This window comes from Williamsia sp. (assembly GCF_036566845.1).
GTDB lineage: Bacteria > Actinomycetota > Actinomycetes > Mycobacteriales > Mycobacteriaceae > Williamsia.
Map to the genome: position 1 here is coordinate 1 of NZ_DATCVM010000079.1, position 16,622 is coordinate 16,622.

At 65.0% G+C, this 16,622-nt stretch carries 14 protein-coding genes; 7 read left to right on the forward strand and 7 right to left on the reverse strand.

Annotation, left to right across the window (positions count from 1 at the left end; translation table 11 throughout):
* The 4 genes from VIQ49_RS06520 to VIQ49_RS06535 all read right to left on the reverse strand — a co-directional run.
* Positions 1–597, reverse strand: a 597-nt coding sequence (locus VIQ49_RS06520; RefSeq protein ID WP_331882236.1) for an ABC transporter ATP-binding protein, incomplete at its 3' end; no start/stop codon positions are given.
* Complete coding sequence (locus VIQ49_RS06525; protein WP_331882239.1) at positions 594–1,418, reverse strand: ABC transporter ATP-binding protein; 825 nt, start codon at positions 1,416–1,418, stop codon at positions 594–596. The genes VIQ49_RS06525 and VIQ49_RS06520, both read right to left, overlap by 4 nt.
* Positions 1,408–3,426 (reverse strand): ABC transporter permease, encoded by a 2,019-nt coding sequence (locus tag VIQ49_RS06530; protein WP_331882241.1) that lies wholly within the window; start codon positions 3,424–3,426, stop codon positions 1,408–1,410. Before VIQ49_RS06530 ends, VIQ49_RS06525 begins: the two co-directional genes overlap by 11 nt.
* A gap of 144 nt (positions 3,427–3,570) precedes the next feature.
* A complete protein-coding gene (locus tag VIQ49_RS06535; protein ID WP_331882244.1) occupies positions 3,571–4,833 on the reverse strand; it encodes an ABC transporter substrate-binding protein in 1,263 nt (420 codons plus the stop codon).
* Positions 4,834–5,431: 598 nt separating this feature from the next.
* Here VIQ49_RS06535 and VIQ49_RS06540 point away from each other — a divergent pair.
* Genes VIQ49_RS06540 through VIQ49_RS06555 form a run of 4 tightly spaced genes read left to right on the forward strand, consistent with a single transcriptional unit; the run spans position 5,432 to position 9,072 of the window.
* Positions 5,432–6,019 carry a helix-turn-helix transcriptional regulator gene (locus tag VIQ49_RS06540; protein ID WP_331882268.1) on the forward strand — a complete coding sequence of 196 codons (588 nt, stop codon included), beginning with the start codon at positions 5,432–5,434 and terminating at the stop codon, positions 6,017–6,019.
* Positions 6,019–7,221, forward strand: coding sequence for a sensor histidine kinase (locus VIQ49_RS06545; RefSeq protein ID WP_331882247.1), 1,203 nt, complete (start codon positions 6,019–6,021; stop codon positions 7,219–7,221). Before VIQ49_RS06540 ends, VIQ49_RS06545 begins: the two co-directional genes overlap by 1 nt.
* Positions 7,218–8,270, forward strand: a complete 1,053-nt coding sequence (locus VIQ49_RS06550; RefSeq protein WP_331882250.1) for a hypothetical protein — start codon at positions 7,218–7,220, stop codon at positions 8,268–8,270. Before VIQ49_RS06545 ends, VIQ49_RS06550 begins: the two co-directional genes overlap by 4 nt.
* 28 nt (positions 8,271–8,298) lie before the next feature.
* A complete protein-coding gene (locus tag VIQ49_RS06555; protein ID WP_331882253.1) occupies positions 8,299–9,072 on the forward strand; it encodes an SGNH/GDSL hydrolase family protein in 774 nt (257 codons plus the stop codon).
* A gap of 81 nt (positions 9,073–9,153) precedes the next feature.
* Here VIQ49_RS06555 and VIQ49_RS06560 read toward each other — a convergent pair whose 3' ends face one another.
* Together VIQ49_RS06560 and VIQ49_RS06565 are read right to left on the reverse strand one after the other, a co-directional pair.
* Positions 9,154–11,331 carry a 3-hydroxyacyl-CoA dehydrogenase NAD-binding domain-containing protein gene (locus VIQ49_RS06560; protein WP_331882255.1) on the reverse strand — a complete coding sequence of 726 codons (2,178 nt, stop codon included), beginning with the start codon at positions 11,329–11,331 and terminating at the stop codon, positions 9,154–9,156.
* 61 nt (positions 11,332–11,392) lie between these two features.
* Positions 11,393–12,601, reverse strand: coding sequence for an acetyl-CoA C-acetyltransferase (locus VIQ49_RS06565; protein WP_331882257.1), 1,209 nt, complete (start codon positions 12,599–12,601; stop codon positions 11,393–11,395).
* 143 nt (positions 12,602–12,744) lie between these two features.
* Here VIQ49_RS06565 and VIQ49_RS06570 point away from each other — a divergent pair, with 143 nt between their 5' ends.
* Both VIQ49_RS06570 and VIQ49_RS06575 read left to right on the forward strand, forming a co-directional pair.
* Complete coding sequence (locus VIQ49_RS06570; RefSeq protein WP_331882260.1) at positions 12,745–13,983, forward strand: TetR/AcrR family transcriptional regulator; 1,239 nt, start codon at positions 12,745–12,747, stop codon at positions 13,981–13,983.
* The gene (locus VIQ49_RS06575; protein WP_331882262.1) at positions 13,980–14,960 is read left to right on the forward strand and encodes an adenylate/guanylate cyclase domain-containing protein; all 981 of its coding nucleotides are present in this window, start codon (positions 13,980–13,982) and stop codon (positions 14,958–14,960) included. The genes VIQ49_RS06570 and VIQ49_RS06575 overlap by 4 nt, the downstream gene beginning before the upstream one ends.
* A 6-nt stretch (positions 14,961–14,966) precedes the next feature.
* Here the strand turns inward: VIQ49_RS06575 and VIQ49_RS06580 are convergent, their stop codons facing one another.
* Positions 14,967–15,632 (reverse strand): helix-turn-helix domain-containing protein, encoded by a 666-nt coding sequence (locus VIQ49_RS06580; RefSeq protein WP_331882264.1) that lies wholly within the window; start codon positions 15,630–15,632, stop codon positions 14,967–14,969.
* Positions 15,633–15,689: 57 nt separating this feature from the next.
* On the opposite strand from VIQ49_RS06580, the gene VIQ49_RS06585 reads away from it, so the two are divergent.
* Positions 15,690–16,622 (forward strand): cytochrome P450 (locus VIQ49_RS06585; protein ID WP_331882266.1); only part of this gene is annotated, 933 nt, incomplete at its 3' end.

The following is a 16,622-nucleotide window of genomic DNA, read 5'->3' on the forward strand; positions in this document are numbered from 1 at the left end:
GAGGTCGATGTGTTGCTCCACCAACACGATCGCCATCTGCTGTTCATCGGCGATGCTGCGGAGCCGGGGCAGCAGATCCTTCACCGCGATCGGCGCCAGACCCAGGCTGAGTTCGTCGATGAGCAGGACCTTGGGGCGGGGCAACAAGGCCTTGGCCAACGCGAGCATCTGCTGTTCACCACCAGAGAGGTTGCCGCACTTGCGGCTCCGCAGACTCCTGAGTTTCGGGAAATACTCGAAGACGACGTCGACGTCGGCACCGCCCTTGCGGTTCGCCAGCCGCAGGTTGTCGGAGACCGACAGCTTGTGGAAGACACCGCGGTTGTCGGGGACCAGTGTGATCCCGCGCCGGGCATTGCGTTCGACGCGCTTGTCCAGCGGCTCACCGAGGACCGTGATGGTCCCCGACATCAGCGGCAACGCACCGACCGCGGCCAGCATGGTGGTCGTCTTCCCGGCTCCGTTGGGACCGAGCAATGCCAGGATCTCGCCCGCATGGACCCGGGCGTCGAGATCGCGGACCGCGGGCACGCCGCCGTATCCGACGGTGATCCCCTCGATGGACAGAACCGGCTGCGTGGCAACGACTGTGCTCATCCGATGTTCCCTTTCTGCAGGCCCACTCCGGGGGTGGCGTCGAGGTCGATGTCGGTCTCCTCCACCTCGGCGGTGCCGAGGTATGCCGAGATGACCGCCGGGTCGTTGCGGATGTCCGAGGGTCTACCGGACGCGATGACCCGCCCGAAGTCGAGGACGTACAGGCGATCACACACCTCGAGGACCAGGGACATGTCGTGGTCGATCAGCAGCACGCCGATCCCGTTGCCCGAGATGCGCCGCAGCTCCTCCCCGAAGGCCTTGCTCTCGTGGGTGTCGAGGCCGGCCGCCGGTTCGTCGAGCAGAACCAAACGGGTACCTCCGACGAGTGCGCGGGCCACACCGACCATCTTCTGCTGGCCGAGGGCGAGTTCACCAGGCCTCCGATCCGCCACCTCGGTGAGCCCGACCATCGCCAGCGCCTCCCCGATGGTGTCCGTGGGTGGTTTCGACCCGGTGAACACGTCGGTGACCAACGCCTTCAACCCCGGACGCTGTACCGCGACGGCGAGGTTTTCGGCCACCGTCAGGTCGACGAACAGTTCGCCGGCCTGCCAGGTGCGAGCCATTCCGGCACTGCGCCTGCGATGCGCACTCTGCTTCTCGATCCGGACGCCGGACAACGCGACTTCGCCGCTCGATTTGGTGAACCCGGTGACGGCGTCGACAAACGTCGTCTTCCCGGCGCCGTTGGGGCCGATCAGCCCCACGATCTCGCCGGCTTCGACCGACAAGGTGATGCTGTCGTTGGCGACCACACCGCCGTATCGCACCGAGAGATCCCGGGCCTGGAGTAGCGAGGTGGTGGATTCATCCGACATGAGAACTCGCTTTCGGTGCGGAGGTGTCGTTCGGTGGCGGTGGAGGGGAGGACTCCGTCGACGGCGATGGACCGAACCTGGCCTTGATGTGGACCACGGCATCCTGGACGGCACCGACGATCCCGACCGGGTTGAGGACCGCCATCACCAGCAGGCTACCGGCGGCGAAGAGCTCGTAGTACTGACCGAAATCCAGTGTCTGGGTAAGGAATACGTAACCCACACCCAGCGGACCGATGATGCCGGCGATGAATGCACCCCAGATCGAGGTGATGCCGCCGACGTACGTCATCGCCAGCAGGACCAACCCGACGACCACCGTGAACGATCCCGCCGACAGTTGTCCCCGGCTGTAGCCGATCAGACATCCACCGACACCGGCCAAGAACGCCGAGAGTGCGAAGCCGAGAAGTTTGGTGGCCGCGACATTGATCCCCACCGACGCCGCGGCGCGTTCGTTGGAGCGGACGGCCAGGAAGGCCCGGCCGGTGGATCCGGCCATGAACCGCAGGACGATCAGGGTCAGCACCCCGACCACCACCAGCACCATCATCGAGAACTCGATCGTCGTCAGTTCCGAGCCCTGTCGAACCGACAGGTCCCAGCCGAACAGCGTCGGATCCTCGATCAGGTTGCCCTCGAACGGAGTGAGCGACGGATTGTTGAAGACAAAGCTCTGAATCGCAAGGGCAGCAGCCAAAGTCACCACTGCCAGCTGGGCACCGCGGATACGCAGCGCCGGGACACCGACCACCACACCGAGCGCGGTCGCGATCAGTGCGGAGATCAAGATGCTGAACGGGAACGGCACACCCCAGTTGGTGGTCACCTTCGACAGTGCAAAACCGGCAGTACCCGCGAATGCCATACTCGCCAGCGAGATCTGGCCGAGGTACCCGGTGAGCAATACCAGCGACAACGCGATGAGTGAGAGGATCATCGACGTCACGATGCCGAAACGCCAACTCCCGGAGGTCAGCACGACGGCGGCGACAACCACGGCGATCACCGCGATCACCGGGATGGGACGGATCCGGGGTATCGTGACCGCCGGCATCTTCGCTTCGCCGAGCGAGCCGCGAGACGGGATCTTCCCGCCCAGCAGGAACAATGCGACCACCACGATCACAAACGGCACGGCGTCGCCCAGGCCGGTCTGCGCCCAGCTGGGCCACCAGTCGAGTGTGCCCGCCCAGAGGATGACCGCCTGGAATGATCCCAGGACCAGACCTGCCGCACAAGCGATTCCGAAGGACGTCAGACGACCGACCAGCGCCACGGCCAATGCCGGGATGATGTAGAACGTGTAGCTCGCCGAGTCCAGTCCGATCGTGTACGCGCCGAGAACGACGATCAATCCGGACGCCGCGCCGGTGATGACCCAGACGATGGCGGCGAGTCGGTCGGGCGAATACCCGGCCAGCCGGGCAGCGAGTTCGTCCTCCGAGCCGGCCCTCGTGGCGACACCGAGTTTGGTCAGCCGGAAGTACGCCCAGAAGAGCGCCGATATCACGATCGCCGCACCTGCCAGGAGCAGGTCGCTGACGTTGATCACCGCACCCGCGAGTTCAAACGTGTTCTGGGGCAGCACGGGTAGCGCCATCAGCGATTCGGTGTCGAACCGCAGCGTGACCAGCGCCTGGATGAAGAGCATCAGGCCGACCGATGCGACAACCTGCGCCAGCACCGGCGCCCGCCGCAGTGGACGGAAGATGAGGAGGTGGGCCAGTAGCCCCCAGATGGCCGCGGTGGCGACACCGATGATGATCGCCGGGAGCATCGCGGTCGGATCATCCTCGCTGCCGAGTGAGATCTTGCCGATGGGCAGTACAAAGGTGCCGTCGGTGCGCAGTGCTGCAACAACATACACCGCCCACAGGGCGATCGAACCCTGCGCGAAGTTGATGACCCCGGTGGCGGCGTAGATGCCGACGAGCGACGAAGCGAACACCGAATAGATCGCTCCGACAGACAAACCGAGGAAAACGAACTGAATGAATTGACTCATGAGACCGTGGCCACCTCATTCCCCTAGTGGACTTCAGATGTGAGCACCGCGACGCCGAGTGCCCGGGGTCGATTCGGGGGTGCACCGCGCGACGGCTGTCGCGCAGTACACCCCCGGATCGTTGTTATGCGTGCCTGTCGATTGTTAGCTGGCACCCGGAATCATGGTCAGCGCCTGCGGGTTCGGCTGGATCAGACCGCCACCGATGGGTTCGGTCTTCTTGTCCGCGGTCACCTCGAACACGAACATCTCCGTGGTGCAGTTGGGACTTGTCGCCTTGCCACAGCTGAGCACCGGTCCGAGCCAGCTCTGGTAGCCGTCGACAGCCTTCAGTGCGGCGAGCACGGTCGGTCCGGTGATCTCGGCCGGGGCAGCGGCGCCCAGTGTCCTGGCGAAGTCGACGAAGGTCGCGAAGGTACCGTACGCGTAGAAGCCTCCGCTACCGCCCTCGTCCTCTACGTATTCGGCTGTGGTGTCGAGGTTTTCCTGCATTTCCGCCGGGGCGGCATCCTTGGACGGTGCCAGCCAGATCGGCGAGTAGGTCTGGGCACCGACCGCCTGCGCACCCATGGTGTCGATGAACTCGGTGCACGCTGCCATGAACATGGTGTTCTTGAAGCCGACACTCTGCAGCGACTGGGCGAGCTTGGTGCAGTTGGCATCGGTCTGCGAGGTCATCAGGCCACCGACATCGGGGTTACCCGAGTTGATGGTCGACGCCAATGCGGTGTAGTTCGGATTGGTCGGCGAGTAGTAGACGCTGTTCACCTCGAGCCCGAGCTGTGCTCCCAGCGGTTTGAGGATGCGGTCGAATGTCTGGTGCGCAGAGGCGACGTCGACATTGGCCAGGGTGAGCGAGTTCTTTCCCTGCTGCTTGAGGGACTGCATCACGCCGATGAGGAACGAGGCCTGCGGCGGTCCGAAGTACACCCGGTTCTCCGGCGAGGCACCGGTCACGGAGTCGAACGGAATCTGTCCGACCAGCGGGATGCCGGCCGACTGCAGAATGGGCAGAGCCGCACTGGAAGCGGCGTCGAATCCGTCGATGACCGCGACCACGCCCGCCTGCACGAGCTGGTTGGCACAACCGATGGTCGATTCGGGAGCTGTCACGTCGACAGCGCAGTTGACGACCTCGATTGGACGTCCGGCGACGCCGCCGATCGAGTTGTTGATGTAGTTGACCGCCGCCTTCTGCCCGGTCTCGACACCCGGCTGGGTGATCGGCCCGTTGGAAGGGTTCAGGAAGCCGACCTTGATCGGCGCACCTGTCGCCTTGGTGCCGCTCTCCGAAGGAGCGGCACTGCTGTCACTGCCGGAATCGCTGTCGTCGCTACAGGAGACGACGGAAAAGACACACACCGCTGCGACAAATGCAGCCGCTATCCGGCCGGTTCTCTTACGCATTTCAATGCCTTTCCCGGCGGCGTGTGGTCGCGATGGACTTGCGCCGACAGCGTCGCTCAGCACGGGCTGAGAACGGTGTCTCCAGACGCAAACTGATCCGGCCAGGCCCTCCGAGTTACACGGGGTTACAACCGAATAGCGTTCTTGCCATCCGCCGTGCCCAATCCGGGTGTGATCTGGGCCACTCGAAAAGTAGCCCCTGCCTTACAGCCGTGTCAAGGTACAGTTCGGACTCAATTCCGCCGCTCCATTTCGCCCCGCAACCGGCGGCAATGTGCATAGAATGCCAAGGTCAGAGGCCGGGAGCCCGACGATCAGATCCTTCGCTTTGCGAATCACAAACCGACGAGCGAGGCCGGCTCCGGATGAATCGAAACGGTCACGCAACGCACTGACTGATACTCATGTCCGCCTTGGCGTCTATATTTTGACGAGATCGGTCGGCGCCCGGCAATCTCCTGCTGCGGCCCGGCCTTTCGGCGTCGAAGGAGTGGCCTTCGCCGGGGAGAACTGCCGGGAAGAAAAGCGGAGTGGCGTGGGTGCAAAACGGATAGGTGTGGTGGAAGACCACTCGTCGGTTGTATTGGGCCTGAAGGCGATGTTGGCCGACCATCCCGGATTGGTCGTGGCGGCGGCAACCCCGACCGTCACCGAACTCCTCGGATTGCGCGTCGAATTGGATCTGGTGCTGCTCGACCTGCGCCTGTCGGACGGATCGTCGCCGACCTCCAATGTCGACGAACTCCGTGCCGCCGGACTACAGGCGCTGGTGTTCACCGGCGCCGAGAACCCCTACCTCGTTCGGCTGGCGGCGAAAGCGGGTGTGCTGGGTGTGGTTCGGAAAACCGAGCGCACCGAGGTGGTGGTCGCGGCGATCGCCGCCGCCGCCGAAGGACGCCAGGTGGTGACCACCGAGTGGGCGGCCGCGATCGACGGCGACCCGGGACTCCCCGATGTCGGCCTGAGTCCTCGTCAGCGCGACGTCCTGAGCCTGTACGCGTCAGGGGAAAAGGCCGATCGGGTTGCCCGGCTGACCGGCCTGACACCGCACACGGTCAACGACTACCTCGCACGCATCCGGGCCAAGTATGCCGACGCCGGACGCCCGGCCGGAACCAAGATCGAGCTGTACAAACGCGCCGTCGAAGACGGGCTGCTCCCGATGCCAGAGGCACCGGAGGCCTGATGGAGTTCCGAAAGCTGTTGTGCCCAGGCGATCTCGGCGGTGGCGAGAACACCCTTCGCCTCACGCGGATGTTCGCGCGGTTCATCAGCGTCGGCTATCTCGCGTACCTGGCCATCCTGCTGCCCTCCATCAACATGCTTGCCCCGCGGATGGATTCGTGGTGGACACCCGTCACGGTGGCGCTGGTCTTCGGTTCTGGACTGCTCCCCGGCGCGCTCTCGTTCAGATCCGATCCCACGCCGATGCGGGTCACCAGCGGTGTCGCCGCCGCCCTGTTCCTGGTCGCGGCCGCGAGCTGGCCGCTGGCGTGGAACGGTCCGGACATCGGCGATGACGACGGGGTCTGGCTGGCCTTCTTTCCCGGGGTGGCCAGCATCGCCGCGGTGATCGTGTGGCCGACCGTGTACGTGTTCGGACATCTGGTGATCGGCTGCGTCGCGGTCCAGGTGATCAACTTCGTGGCGAGAGGCGAGACCGACGTGGGCTTGCTCGCCCCCGAGATCATGTTCGCGATCATGTTCTGCACCCTGTTCGTGGGCGGCGGGGTGATGGCGATGCGAACCGGGCGCCTACTCGATTCCACCACCGAGACAACATATGCCGCCGCAGCGGTGGCCGCGGCCGGGCATGCGCGCACCGTCGAACGTGAACGGTTCGACGCACTGATCCACGACAGCGTGCTGTCGACGTTCTTGATCGCCTCCCGCGGTCAGCCGAAGGAGGTCGTGGGCGCGATGGCCACCACCGCGCTCGCCGAACTCGACAACATTCGCGCCGAAGCCGTTCCCGATCAGCAGTTCTCGGCCACCGAGGCGATCAACCACCTACGTGCAGCATCCGTCGAAGCCGACGACACCGCCATGTTCCGCGTCTTGCAGGAACGTGATCACAAAACGGCGGACATACCCGCAGACGTGATCCGAACGATGGGGTCGGCATTGTCAGAGGCGTTGCGCAACAGCAGGCTCCATGCCGGGCCGAACACCACGCGCACCGTGGACGCCAACCTCACCGAGACCGGATTGGGCGTTGTGGTGGCCGACGACGGTGCAGGGTTCGATCCCGCCTCGGTCGCCCCGCATCGTCTCGGTATCGCGGTGAGCATCGTCGGACGGTTGAGCAACCTTCCCGGCGGCAGCGCCCACGTCGACACCCGGCCCGGTTCCGGGACTCGCGTGTACCTCGGATGGGAGGCCCGATGACCACCCCATCGACCGCATCGGACGATCCCCACGAAATCCAGGACGCCGGTTCACTGCTCGGGCTCCACACCGTTGCCGCGCAGATCCTCGTGTTCGCGTATGTCGTGACGTTTGCCGTTGTCAGCTGGACAGATTCACCTCCGGGTGGCTTCTGGTACGAGTTCGCGGCCTGGATCGTGGTCAGCATCGGCGCGGTGGCGCTGATCCTGGTCCCCGGCGACCCCCTTCCGCTGTCGGCGACCCTGGGGCTCACCGTCGTCGGACCGGTTGCGATCAACCTCAATTTCGTGAGGACACCCCTTCCACTCGAAGGGCACCTGCCGCTGTGGACGTTGGGGGCGGCAACGGCGATCTACGCCTACATGTGCGTCCGCGGGCGCACCGCGTGGGCGTGGATCGGGATGCTCACGATGCTGGCGAGTTGCATGGTGTGGACCGCTGCCGGCGGAGAAGGCGCTTTCTACGGGCTCTCGATCTCCGTCATCAATCTCGCGCCCCTGCTGATGGCCACGTTCTTCGCCTGGACGATCCGGCCGGCGGCCCGCAGCATCTTCGAACTCCGGAGGCAGCGGACGCTGCGGGTCGCGGCCGAGGCAGCCGGCGCCGCCATCCTCGAAGAACGCGATGCCCGGCTCGCAGAACTCGACGAACTAGCCCGCCCACTGCTCGAACAGCTGGCGCAGCCCCATCCGCTCACCCCGGATGTCCGGCTGCGGGCCAAACTCATCGAGGCCCGCCTCCGCGACTCGCTGCGCGCCCCTGCGCTCGACACCCCCCGCATCGCGGAGGCCGCCCGGCAGGCACGCACGCGTGGTGTCGATGTGGTGCTGCTCGACGACCACGGCATGGATGCCGCATCCCCTGCCGTCTGCGCCGAGATCTTCCGGGCCGTCGCCGGTGCCCTCGACCGGGCAGATGCCGGGACGCTCACCGTCCGCATACTCCCACCGCACCGGGACACCCTGGTCACCGTCCTGCACAGCACACCTGACGACACCACCCGCCTCGAGTACGGGCTCACCGGCAAGGCGCTGGCGCCGCGGGTGTAGCGCTCGCCAAGGGCACTACAATCTCTGGGTGCACTTCTCACGTTTTGTTGCCATCGGAGACAGTCAGACCGAAGGTATCGGCGACGGCGACGACGTCATCGGGCACCGCGGATGGGCCGACCGGCTCTCCGAAGAGCTGTCGGTGATCAATCCCGAACTCCACTACGCGAACCTCGCGGTCCGGGGTCGCCGGACCCGGCAGATCCGTGACACCCAGCTCCAACCCGCGATCGCGTTGTCCCCGGACCTGATCGCGGCGCCGCTCGGGATGAACGACGTGCTCGCCGGCTCACCGCCTGACGACGTCCGGCGCGATCTCGACCACATCTATTCGCAGCTGGCCGCGACCTCTGCGACGGTCATCATCTCGACCTACCCGAACATGGCCGAGACCGTGCCGATCGCCAAACGCCTCGAGCCGCGACTGCTCGCGCTGAACGACATGATGCGTGAGTTCTCGGCCACGTACGGCTTCGTACTGGTCGACCTCCACGCCGCGCCGGTGCTGGTCGACACGCGCGCGTGGTCGATCGACCGACTGCACGCGTCACCATTCGGCCATGAGCGGTTCGCGGCCGGCGCCGCACACGCACTCGGACTACCCGGGAGTGACCCCAACTGGGGCCGGCCCCTCGATCCGCTGGCCCCGATGACGTTGGCGCAGAGGTCTATCCGCGAGGCACAGTGGGCTCGCGCGTTCCTTCTGCCGTGGCTGGTCCGCAGGATGCGCGGGGTGTCGACGGGCGACGGGCGCAGTGCGAAACGTCCGGCGCTGACCCCGGTGCGCCAACTGTCGAGCTGAGAACGAAAACCGCGGCCCGGGTTCCCCATTCGGAGAACCCGGGCCGCGGCTCGATGTCAGCGAACCGAATCAGCTAGCTGTTCAGTACTTCTCACCTTGTGCAGCTTTGTCGACCAGCGACTGCGGCGGCTCGAAGTGGCTGCCGTACTTGCTCGCCAGATCACGGGCGCGATCGACGAAGCCCTGCAGCCCACCCTCGTACCCGTTGATGTACTGGATGACACCACCGGTCCACGCGGGGAAGCCGATTCCGAAGATCGAGCCGATGTTGGCGTCGGGTACGGACGTCAGGACACCTTCGTCGAAGCACTTGACGGTCTCGAGGGCCTCGGCGAAGAGCATGCGCTCTTTCATGTCCTCGAACGGAATCGACGTCGACCCCGACTTGAACGATTCCCGCAGGCCCGGCCAGATGCGCACGCGCTTGCCGGCTTCGTCGTACTCGTAGAAGCCCTTGCCGCCGGAGCGGCCCGGGCGACCCAGTTCGTCGACCATCTTGTCCACCACGGCGGAGGAGCCGTGCTCGGGGACCGGCCTGCCCTCGTCGGCGAGCGCCTTCTCGGTCTCCTTGCGGATCTTCTGCGGCAGCGTGAGGGTCAGCTCGTCCATCAACTGCAGCGGCGGGGCCGGGTATCCGGCCTGCGAACCGGCCTGCTCGATGAACGCCGGCTCGATGCCCTCGCCGACGGCCGCGATGGCCTCGTTGACGAAGGTGCCGATGACCCGCGAGGTGAAGAAGCCGCGGCTGTCGTTGACCACGATCGGGGTCTTGCGGATCTGCAGGGTGTAATCGATGACCTTGGCCAGGACCGCGTCAGAGGTCTTGGCGCCCTTGATGATCTCCACCAGCGGCATCTTGTCGACGGGCGAGAAGAAGTGGATTCCGATGAAGTCCTCGGACCGCTTCACGCCCTCGGCCAGGATGGTGATCGGCAGCGTCGAGGTGTTCGAGCCGAGCACCGCGTCGGGTTCGACGATGTCCTCGATCTCGCCGAAGACCTGCTTCTTGACCTCGACGGACTCGAACGCGGCCTCGATCACCAGGTCGACACCCTTGAAGTCGGCCGCATCCACCGTCGGGGTGATCCGCGCCAGCAGTGCGTCGGACTTCTCCTTGGTGGTCTTGCCACGCGAGAGCGCCTTCTCTTCGAGCTTGACCGAATACGCCTTGCCCTTTTCGGCGGCTTCGATGCTGATGTCCTTCAGGACGACCTCGATGCCGGCCTTCGCCGAGACGTAAGCGATTGCGGCGCCCATCATTCCGGCACCGATCACGCCGACCTTCTTGGCGGTGAACTTCTCGTATCCCTCGGGGCGCGATCCGCCACCGTTGATGTAGTTGAGATCGAAGAAGAAGGCCTTGATCATGTTCTGCGCGACCTGGCCGGTGACCAGCGAGACGAAGTAGCGGGTCTCGATGAGGTCAGCGTTGTCGACGTCGACGTACGCCCCTTCGACGGCGGCGGCCATGATGGCCCGCGGTGCGGGCATCGGGGCGCCCTTGAGCTGCTGACGGAGCAGCGACGGGATGGCCGGCAGCATCTGCGCCATGGCCGGGCTCGTCGGTGCGCCACCGGGGATCTTGTATCCCTTCTTGTCCCAGGCCTGTGCAGCTTCGGGATTGGCGGCGATCCAGGCCTTGGCGGCAGGGAGCAGCTCGTCGACGGAGGAGACGACCTCGTCGACCAGACCGGCATCCTTGGCCTTGGTCGGGTTGAAGCGGTTGCCCTGCAGCAGGACGTTCATGAGGGCGTTCTGGATACCGAGCAGACGCACGGTACGGGTGACGCCACCGCCACCGGGGAGCAGACCGAGTGTGACCTCGGGCAGACCGATCTGGGTGCCCTTCACGTCGGCTGCGATGCGGTAGTGGGTGTGCAGCGCGATCTCGAGGCCACCGCCGAGTGCGGCACCGTTGATGGCCGCGACAACCGGCTTGCCCAGGGTCTCGAGACGACGCAGAACAGCCTTGAGTCCGTTGGTGTGGTTGCTGATCTGGGTTGCCAGCTCGACCTTGTCGATGCCGCTGCGGTCCGAGGTCATGTCCTTGAGATCGCCACCGGCGAAGAAGGTCTTCTTCGCCGAGGTGATGATGACACCGGTGATGCCGTCTTTTTCGGCCTCGAGCCGGTCGACCGTCGCAGCCATCGAAGTGGTGTAGAGGTCGTTCATGGTGTTGGCGCCCTGGTTCGGGTCGTCCATGGTGAGCACAACGACGCCGTCGCTGTCCTGCTCCCAGCGAATCATGTTGTCAGTCATATCTTTTGAAGTTTCTTTCGTGAAGGTTGGAAGATACCTGCGGTGGCGGAGCCGACCGCTTCTACAGACGCTCGATGATGGTCGCGATGCCCATGCCGCCGCCGATGCACAGCGTGACCAGGCCGTAGCGGCCGCCGGTGCGCTCGAGCTCGTCGAGGCAGGTACCCAGGATCATCGCGCCGGTGGCACCGAGGGGGTGACCCATGGCGATTGCGCCGCCGTTGACGTTGACCTTCTCGTGCGGGATCTTGAGGTCCTTCATCCACTTCATGACAACCGACGCGAAGGCTTCGTTGAGCTCGAAGACGTCGATGTCGTCGACAGTCAGTCCGGCACGCTTGAGCGCCAGCTCGGTGGCCGGTGTGGGGCCGGTGAGCATGATCGTGGGATCGCTGCCGGTCTGTGCGGTGGCGACGACGCGTGCGCGCGGCACCATGCCGGCCTTCTTGCCTGCGGCTTCACTGCCGACCAGGACCAGCGCAGAACCGTCGACGATGCCCGACGAGTTGCCGCCGGTGTGGACGTGATCGATCTTCTCCACGTTCACGTACTTCTGGCGTGCGACGTCGTCGAAACCGGCCATGGCGGCCAGGCCCTCGAACGCCGACTTCAGCTTGCCCAGGCTCTCGACCGTGCTGCCGGGGCGACGGTGCTCGTCGTTGTCGAGCACGGTGACGCCGTTGATGTCCTTGACCGGCACGACGGACTTGGCGAAGTAACCGGCCGTCCAGGCAGCCTCTGCGCGACGCTGCGACTCGGCGGCGTAGCCGTCGACGTCTTCGCGGGAGAAGCCCTCGATGGTGGCGATCAGGTCGGCACCGATGCCCTGCGGAGCGATGTACAGGTCGTAGACCGTTGTCGGGTCGGTGAACATCGCGCCACCGTCGCTGCCCATCGGCACGCGGGACATCGATTCGACACCGCCGGCGATGACCAGGTCATCCCAGCCCGAGGCGACCTTCTGCGCCGCGAGGTTGGTGGCTTCCAGGCCCGAGGCGCAGAAGCGGTTCACCTGGGTGCCTGCGACCGTCTCGGGAAGTCCGGCGACCAGAGCCGCGGTACGGGGCAGGACCGCGCCCTGCTCGCCGACCGGCGACACGATGCCCAGGACCACATCGTTGATGTCGGCGGGATCCATGTCGGGGAAGCGAACCTTGAGTTCGTTGATCAGGCCGACAACGAGGTCGACGGGCTTGACGCTGTTCAGCGAGCCCTTCCGTTGCTTGCCACGAGGCGTACGAATGGCCTCGTAGATGTATGCATCAGTCACGCTGGGTTTCCTTTCAGATGAACTGCGCTGTTCGTCGCGCCCGCCGCTAACAGGGACAAGGCTAACGCGCTGTAACTTATTTGACCATACCCCGAGGACAAATGCGCATTCAACGTCAATCCATGCGCTAGGGTTGATTCACAATGTCTCCCAAGCCCGATGTCGGATCCGGCCGGACCGCAAGTCGTACCCGCCGTCCCGCCGACCGCAAACGCCAGCTGGTCGACCGCGCCGCCGAGCTGTTCCTCGCGCGCGGATACGACCATGTCTCGGTCACCGACATCGCAAAGGCGGCCGGGGTGACCGGGCCGTCGATCTACCGACATTTCGCCGACAAGCAGGCGATCCTGTTCGCCGCGGTGATGGCCGGCGTCGAAGAAATCGAGATCTGTACCGACACCGCGCTGTCCCCCGCCGCCGACGGCGAGGTCCCGATCGACAAGGCGATCGAGAAGCTGTGTGCCCTCGGGGTCACCAACCCGAACGCGGCCGCGTTGTGGCGATGGTCGTCGGCACACCTCTCGCCGGAGCAGAACGACGAGGTCGCCAGGCGCACCCACAAGGTGCTGAACCGGTGGTCAGGCGCGGTCTTCGCGCATCGAACCGAACTGCCGTCCCGTGACATCAGCCAACTCGCCTGGACCATCCTGAGTGTGAACGGCAGCGTGTCGGTGCACCGGACGCGCATCTCGACATCGCGCGCCGTGGCCAGATTGGTTGTCCTGGTCCGCCGGGTTGTCGAATTGAGTCCGGGCCTTGCCGCGCCCATCGATCCCCTGTCCCGCGCACTTGCCGAGCCGGCCGGACGGCGCGACGAGATACTCGACGCCGCAGCCACCCTCTTCCAGCGGCGTGGGTTCGCCACGGTCGGCGTCGACGAGATCGGTGAGGCCGTCGGGATCTCCGGGCCCAGTGTCTACAACCACTTTCCGAGCAAGCAGGCCATCCTGATCGGGATCAGCCAACGCAGCGCCAATCGGCTCGAGGCGAGCGCGATCGCCGCCTATTCGATCGCGCAGGATCCGACCACACTGCTCGGCCTGCTGATCGACTCCTACGTTCAGGTCCTCACCACCACACCGGATCTGTCGGTCTCCTTCAACAGCCGCAGTGTGCTCGAGGGCTTCGACAATGGCGATCTCATCACCTATCAGCGCCGATACGTGGCACGCTGGGTCCACCTGGTCGAACAGATCGAGGCCGACCTGCCCAACCCGGAGGCCGCAGTGACCGTGCACGCAGCACTGACAATTGCCAACGACGCGATGCGATTGCGCCGGAACTGGAATCGCCCTGAGATGCCCGCGCTGCTGGCCTATCTGATGAAAGGCGTCCTCGGTCTTCCCCAGGTATCCGCGTCTGCGGTCCGCTCCGCATCATGACCACCCCACCGGAGACCGCCGGCCGCCCGGGGATCACCGCCGAAGCGATCGAATCGCAACTCCTGGGCGGTGAGCGCCTTTTCACGCTGGAAGACGTGTCCGCCGCGCTGAACATCTCGGAAGAACACGCGCGGCGGGTGTGGTCGGCGTTCGGCTTCACCATGGACAACACCAACACAAAATTGTTCACCGCCGATGATGTGCAGGCGCTGCAACTCGTCCATGCCCTCGACGCGAACCGATCAATGGAGTTCGAGGCGGCCATGGCACGCACCCTCGGCCAGACGATTTCACGCCTGACCGACTGGGAGGCCCACAACATGGCCGAACGGATCCGGTCCGACGCCGAGACAGGCACCGAGAGCGTCGACCTCGCCACCATGGTCAAGGCGGTACAGCGCGTCCAAACACTCGTCTGGCGACGTCACCTGGCCTCCGCGCTGCAGAACGCGCTTGCCACCACTGACGGCGTCGACCGCACTCTCACAATAGGTTTCGTCGACATCGTCGGTTACACGAGCCTGTCTCGCCAGATCGACATGAACGAACTCGACGATCTGCTCGAGCGTTTCGAGACCAACGCCTACGACGTGATCAACACCCGCGGAGGTCGCGTGGTGAAAACTCTCGGCGATGCGGTCATGTTCGAGGCGGAAGACCCGATCGCCGGCGCCGAGATCGGCATTGCACTGCAACGGCTTTCGAAAGAATATGATCTGCCGCCGTTGCGCGTCGGGATGGCACTGGGAACTGTGCTCACCCGCCTGGGAGACGTCTTCGGCGAGCCCGTCAACATCGCATCCCGTCTCACGAGTTCGGCACGGCCCGGCACCATCCTCGTCGACAGCGTGTTGGCCTCCGCGGTCGACGACGACCGGTTCTTCTTCAAATCGATCGGCCCACTGAGTGTTCGTGGCTACAAACGACTTCGGGCCCGCACGCTGGAGGTGAACAGGAAGTCGGTCGACGCCGACTGACTGCGTTCAGGCGCGCCGCTCATCCAAGAGTTTGACGGCCTCTAACGGCATCCCGGGTAACCGAACGAATGCATCCAGGAGTGCGTGAGCGCACCGGTCGGCCACTTCGTCGCGGTCGATGGTGCGGTCGAGTACCCACTGGCGCATGAACTCCTGCGTGAAGGCCAGCCAGGCACTGACGATCACCGGCATGAGTGCTTCAGCGCGCGACGGGAGTTCGGAATCCATCATCTCGCGAAGTCGACCGACCATTAGATTGCTCAGATACTCGTGGTCACGGTGGTCGCGGTCGATCAGCGCAGGCTCGGTACTGCCGATACCCACCAGGATTGCGTCGGCGGCGTGCGGATGATTCTCATACTGATCCAGATAGCCGAGCACACCGACGCGAATCTGCGCGAACGCTGTCGCGGCCGGATCGATGGCGGCCTCCGTCCGCTCCAACATCTTGTCGGACAGCCAATTGACAACGGCCACAAACAATGAGCGTTTGTCGGGAAAGTACCGGTACATCAATGCCCGGGAGACACCCGCGGCCTCGGCAACGTCATCCATGCGCACCGAATCGTAGGAGTTCTCCCCGAAGAGGCGCGTGCCCGCCCGAACGATCTCGGCCCGGCGCACCTCGGGCGCCAACCTGCGCCGGGGAACTCCGGCATCCTTACTTGACACGTGTTGAATAGTAGCGCACGCTCGTTAGTACACATATGTCTACTAAGGGGGAACGGGATGACGCTGCCACATCCACCGGGCCGGCTGCCACTACTCGGCGACACGGTCACGATGAACCTGCGAGCACCGATGCAGGCACTCGTCGACATCGCGCCGCGGGTTGGACCACTCTTCGAGACCACCACCCTGGGGGCCCGCTACGTCCACGCCGTCGGGGCAGATGTCGTCGCCGAGTTGAACGACGAGAGGCGATTCGCAAAACACCTCGGCCCAGAACTCACCGGACTCATCCCGGCCGCCGGTGATGGGCTGTTCACGGCCGAGAACGACAGCCCCAACTGGCGAGCGGCACACCAACTCCTGATCCCGGCGTTCAGCCAGCAGGCAATGCGGACCTACCATCCGGTGATGCTCGATGTGGCCGCCGAGCTCACCGCGAAATGGGATCACCTGGTCGGTGAGGCCGTCGACGTCCCGGCAGACATGACCCGGGTGGCATTGGAGACGATCGGCCGCTCGGCGGCCGGCTACAGCTTCGGCAGCTTCGGCGAAACCCGTCAGCACCCCTTCGTCCGGCACATGATCGGTGTACTGCGCGGCAGTTCGATCGAGTCGTTCCTGCGGCATTCGTGGCTGCCGAATTGGATGGCCAAGGCAGGGGTCCGGCACGTCCGCCGTCACGGTGATCACCTGGCGCGGATCGTGGACGAGATCATCGCCGACCGCCGCCGATCACACGAAAACAACGACGACCTGCTGGCACTGATGCTCCGGCCCGGAGCCGACGGCAACCCGGTCCTGGACGAGGCCAACATCCGCTACCAGTTGATCACCTTTCTGATCGCTGGCCACGAAACAACCTCGGGTGCACTGTCTTTCGCATTGCACCACCTCTCGACGCGGCCAGATGTCGTCGCCTCCGCTCGCGATGAGATCTATCAGGTCTGGGGCGATACGGCGAGGCCCTCATTCGAGCAGGTCACCAAACTG

What these genes read in the sequence shown, in the direction of transcription:
- VIQ49_RS06525 (WP_331882239.1), bottom strand. Translation starts at nt 1,418, where the DNA reads ATGTCGGATGAATCCACCACCTCGCTACTCCAGGCCCGGGATCTCTCG.
- VIQ49_RS06530 (WP_331882241.1), bottom strand. Translation starts at nt 3,426, where the DNA reads ATGAGTCAATTCATTCAGTTCGTTTTCCTCGGTTTGTCTGTCGGAGCG.
- VIQ49_RS06535 (WP_331882244.1), bottom strand. Translation starts at nt 4,833, where the DNA reads ATGCGTAAGAGAACCGGCCGGATAGCGGCTGCATTTGTCGCAGCGGTG.
- VIQ49_RS06540 (WP_331882268.1), top strand. Translation starts at nt 5,432, where the DNA reads ATGTTGGCCGACCATCCCGGATTGGTCGTGGCGGCGGCAACCCCGACC.
- VIQ49_RS06545 (WP_331882247.1), top strand. Translation starts at nt 6,019, where the DNA reads ATGGAGTTCCGAAAGCTGTTGTGCCCAGGCGATCTCGGCGGTGGCGAG.
- VIQ49_RS06550 (WP_331882250.1), top strand. Translation starts at nt 7,218, where the DNA reads ATGACCACCCCATCGACCGCATCGGACGATCCCCACGAAATCCAGGAC.
- VIQ49_RS06560 (WP_331882255.1), bottom strand. Translation starts at nt 11,331, where the DNA reads ATGACTGACAACATGATTCGCTGGGAGCAGGACAGCGACGGCGTCGTT.
- VIQ49_RS06570 (WP_331882260.1), top strand. Translation starts at nt 12,745, where the DNA reads ATGTCTCCCAAGCCCGATGTCGGATCCGGCCGGACCGCAAGTCGTACC.
- VIQ49_RS06575 (WP_331882262.1), top strand. Translation starts at nt 13,980, where the DNA reads ATGACCACCCCACCGGAGACCGCCGGCCGCCCGGGGATCACCGCCGAA.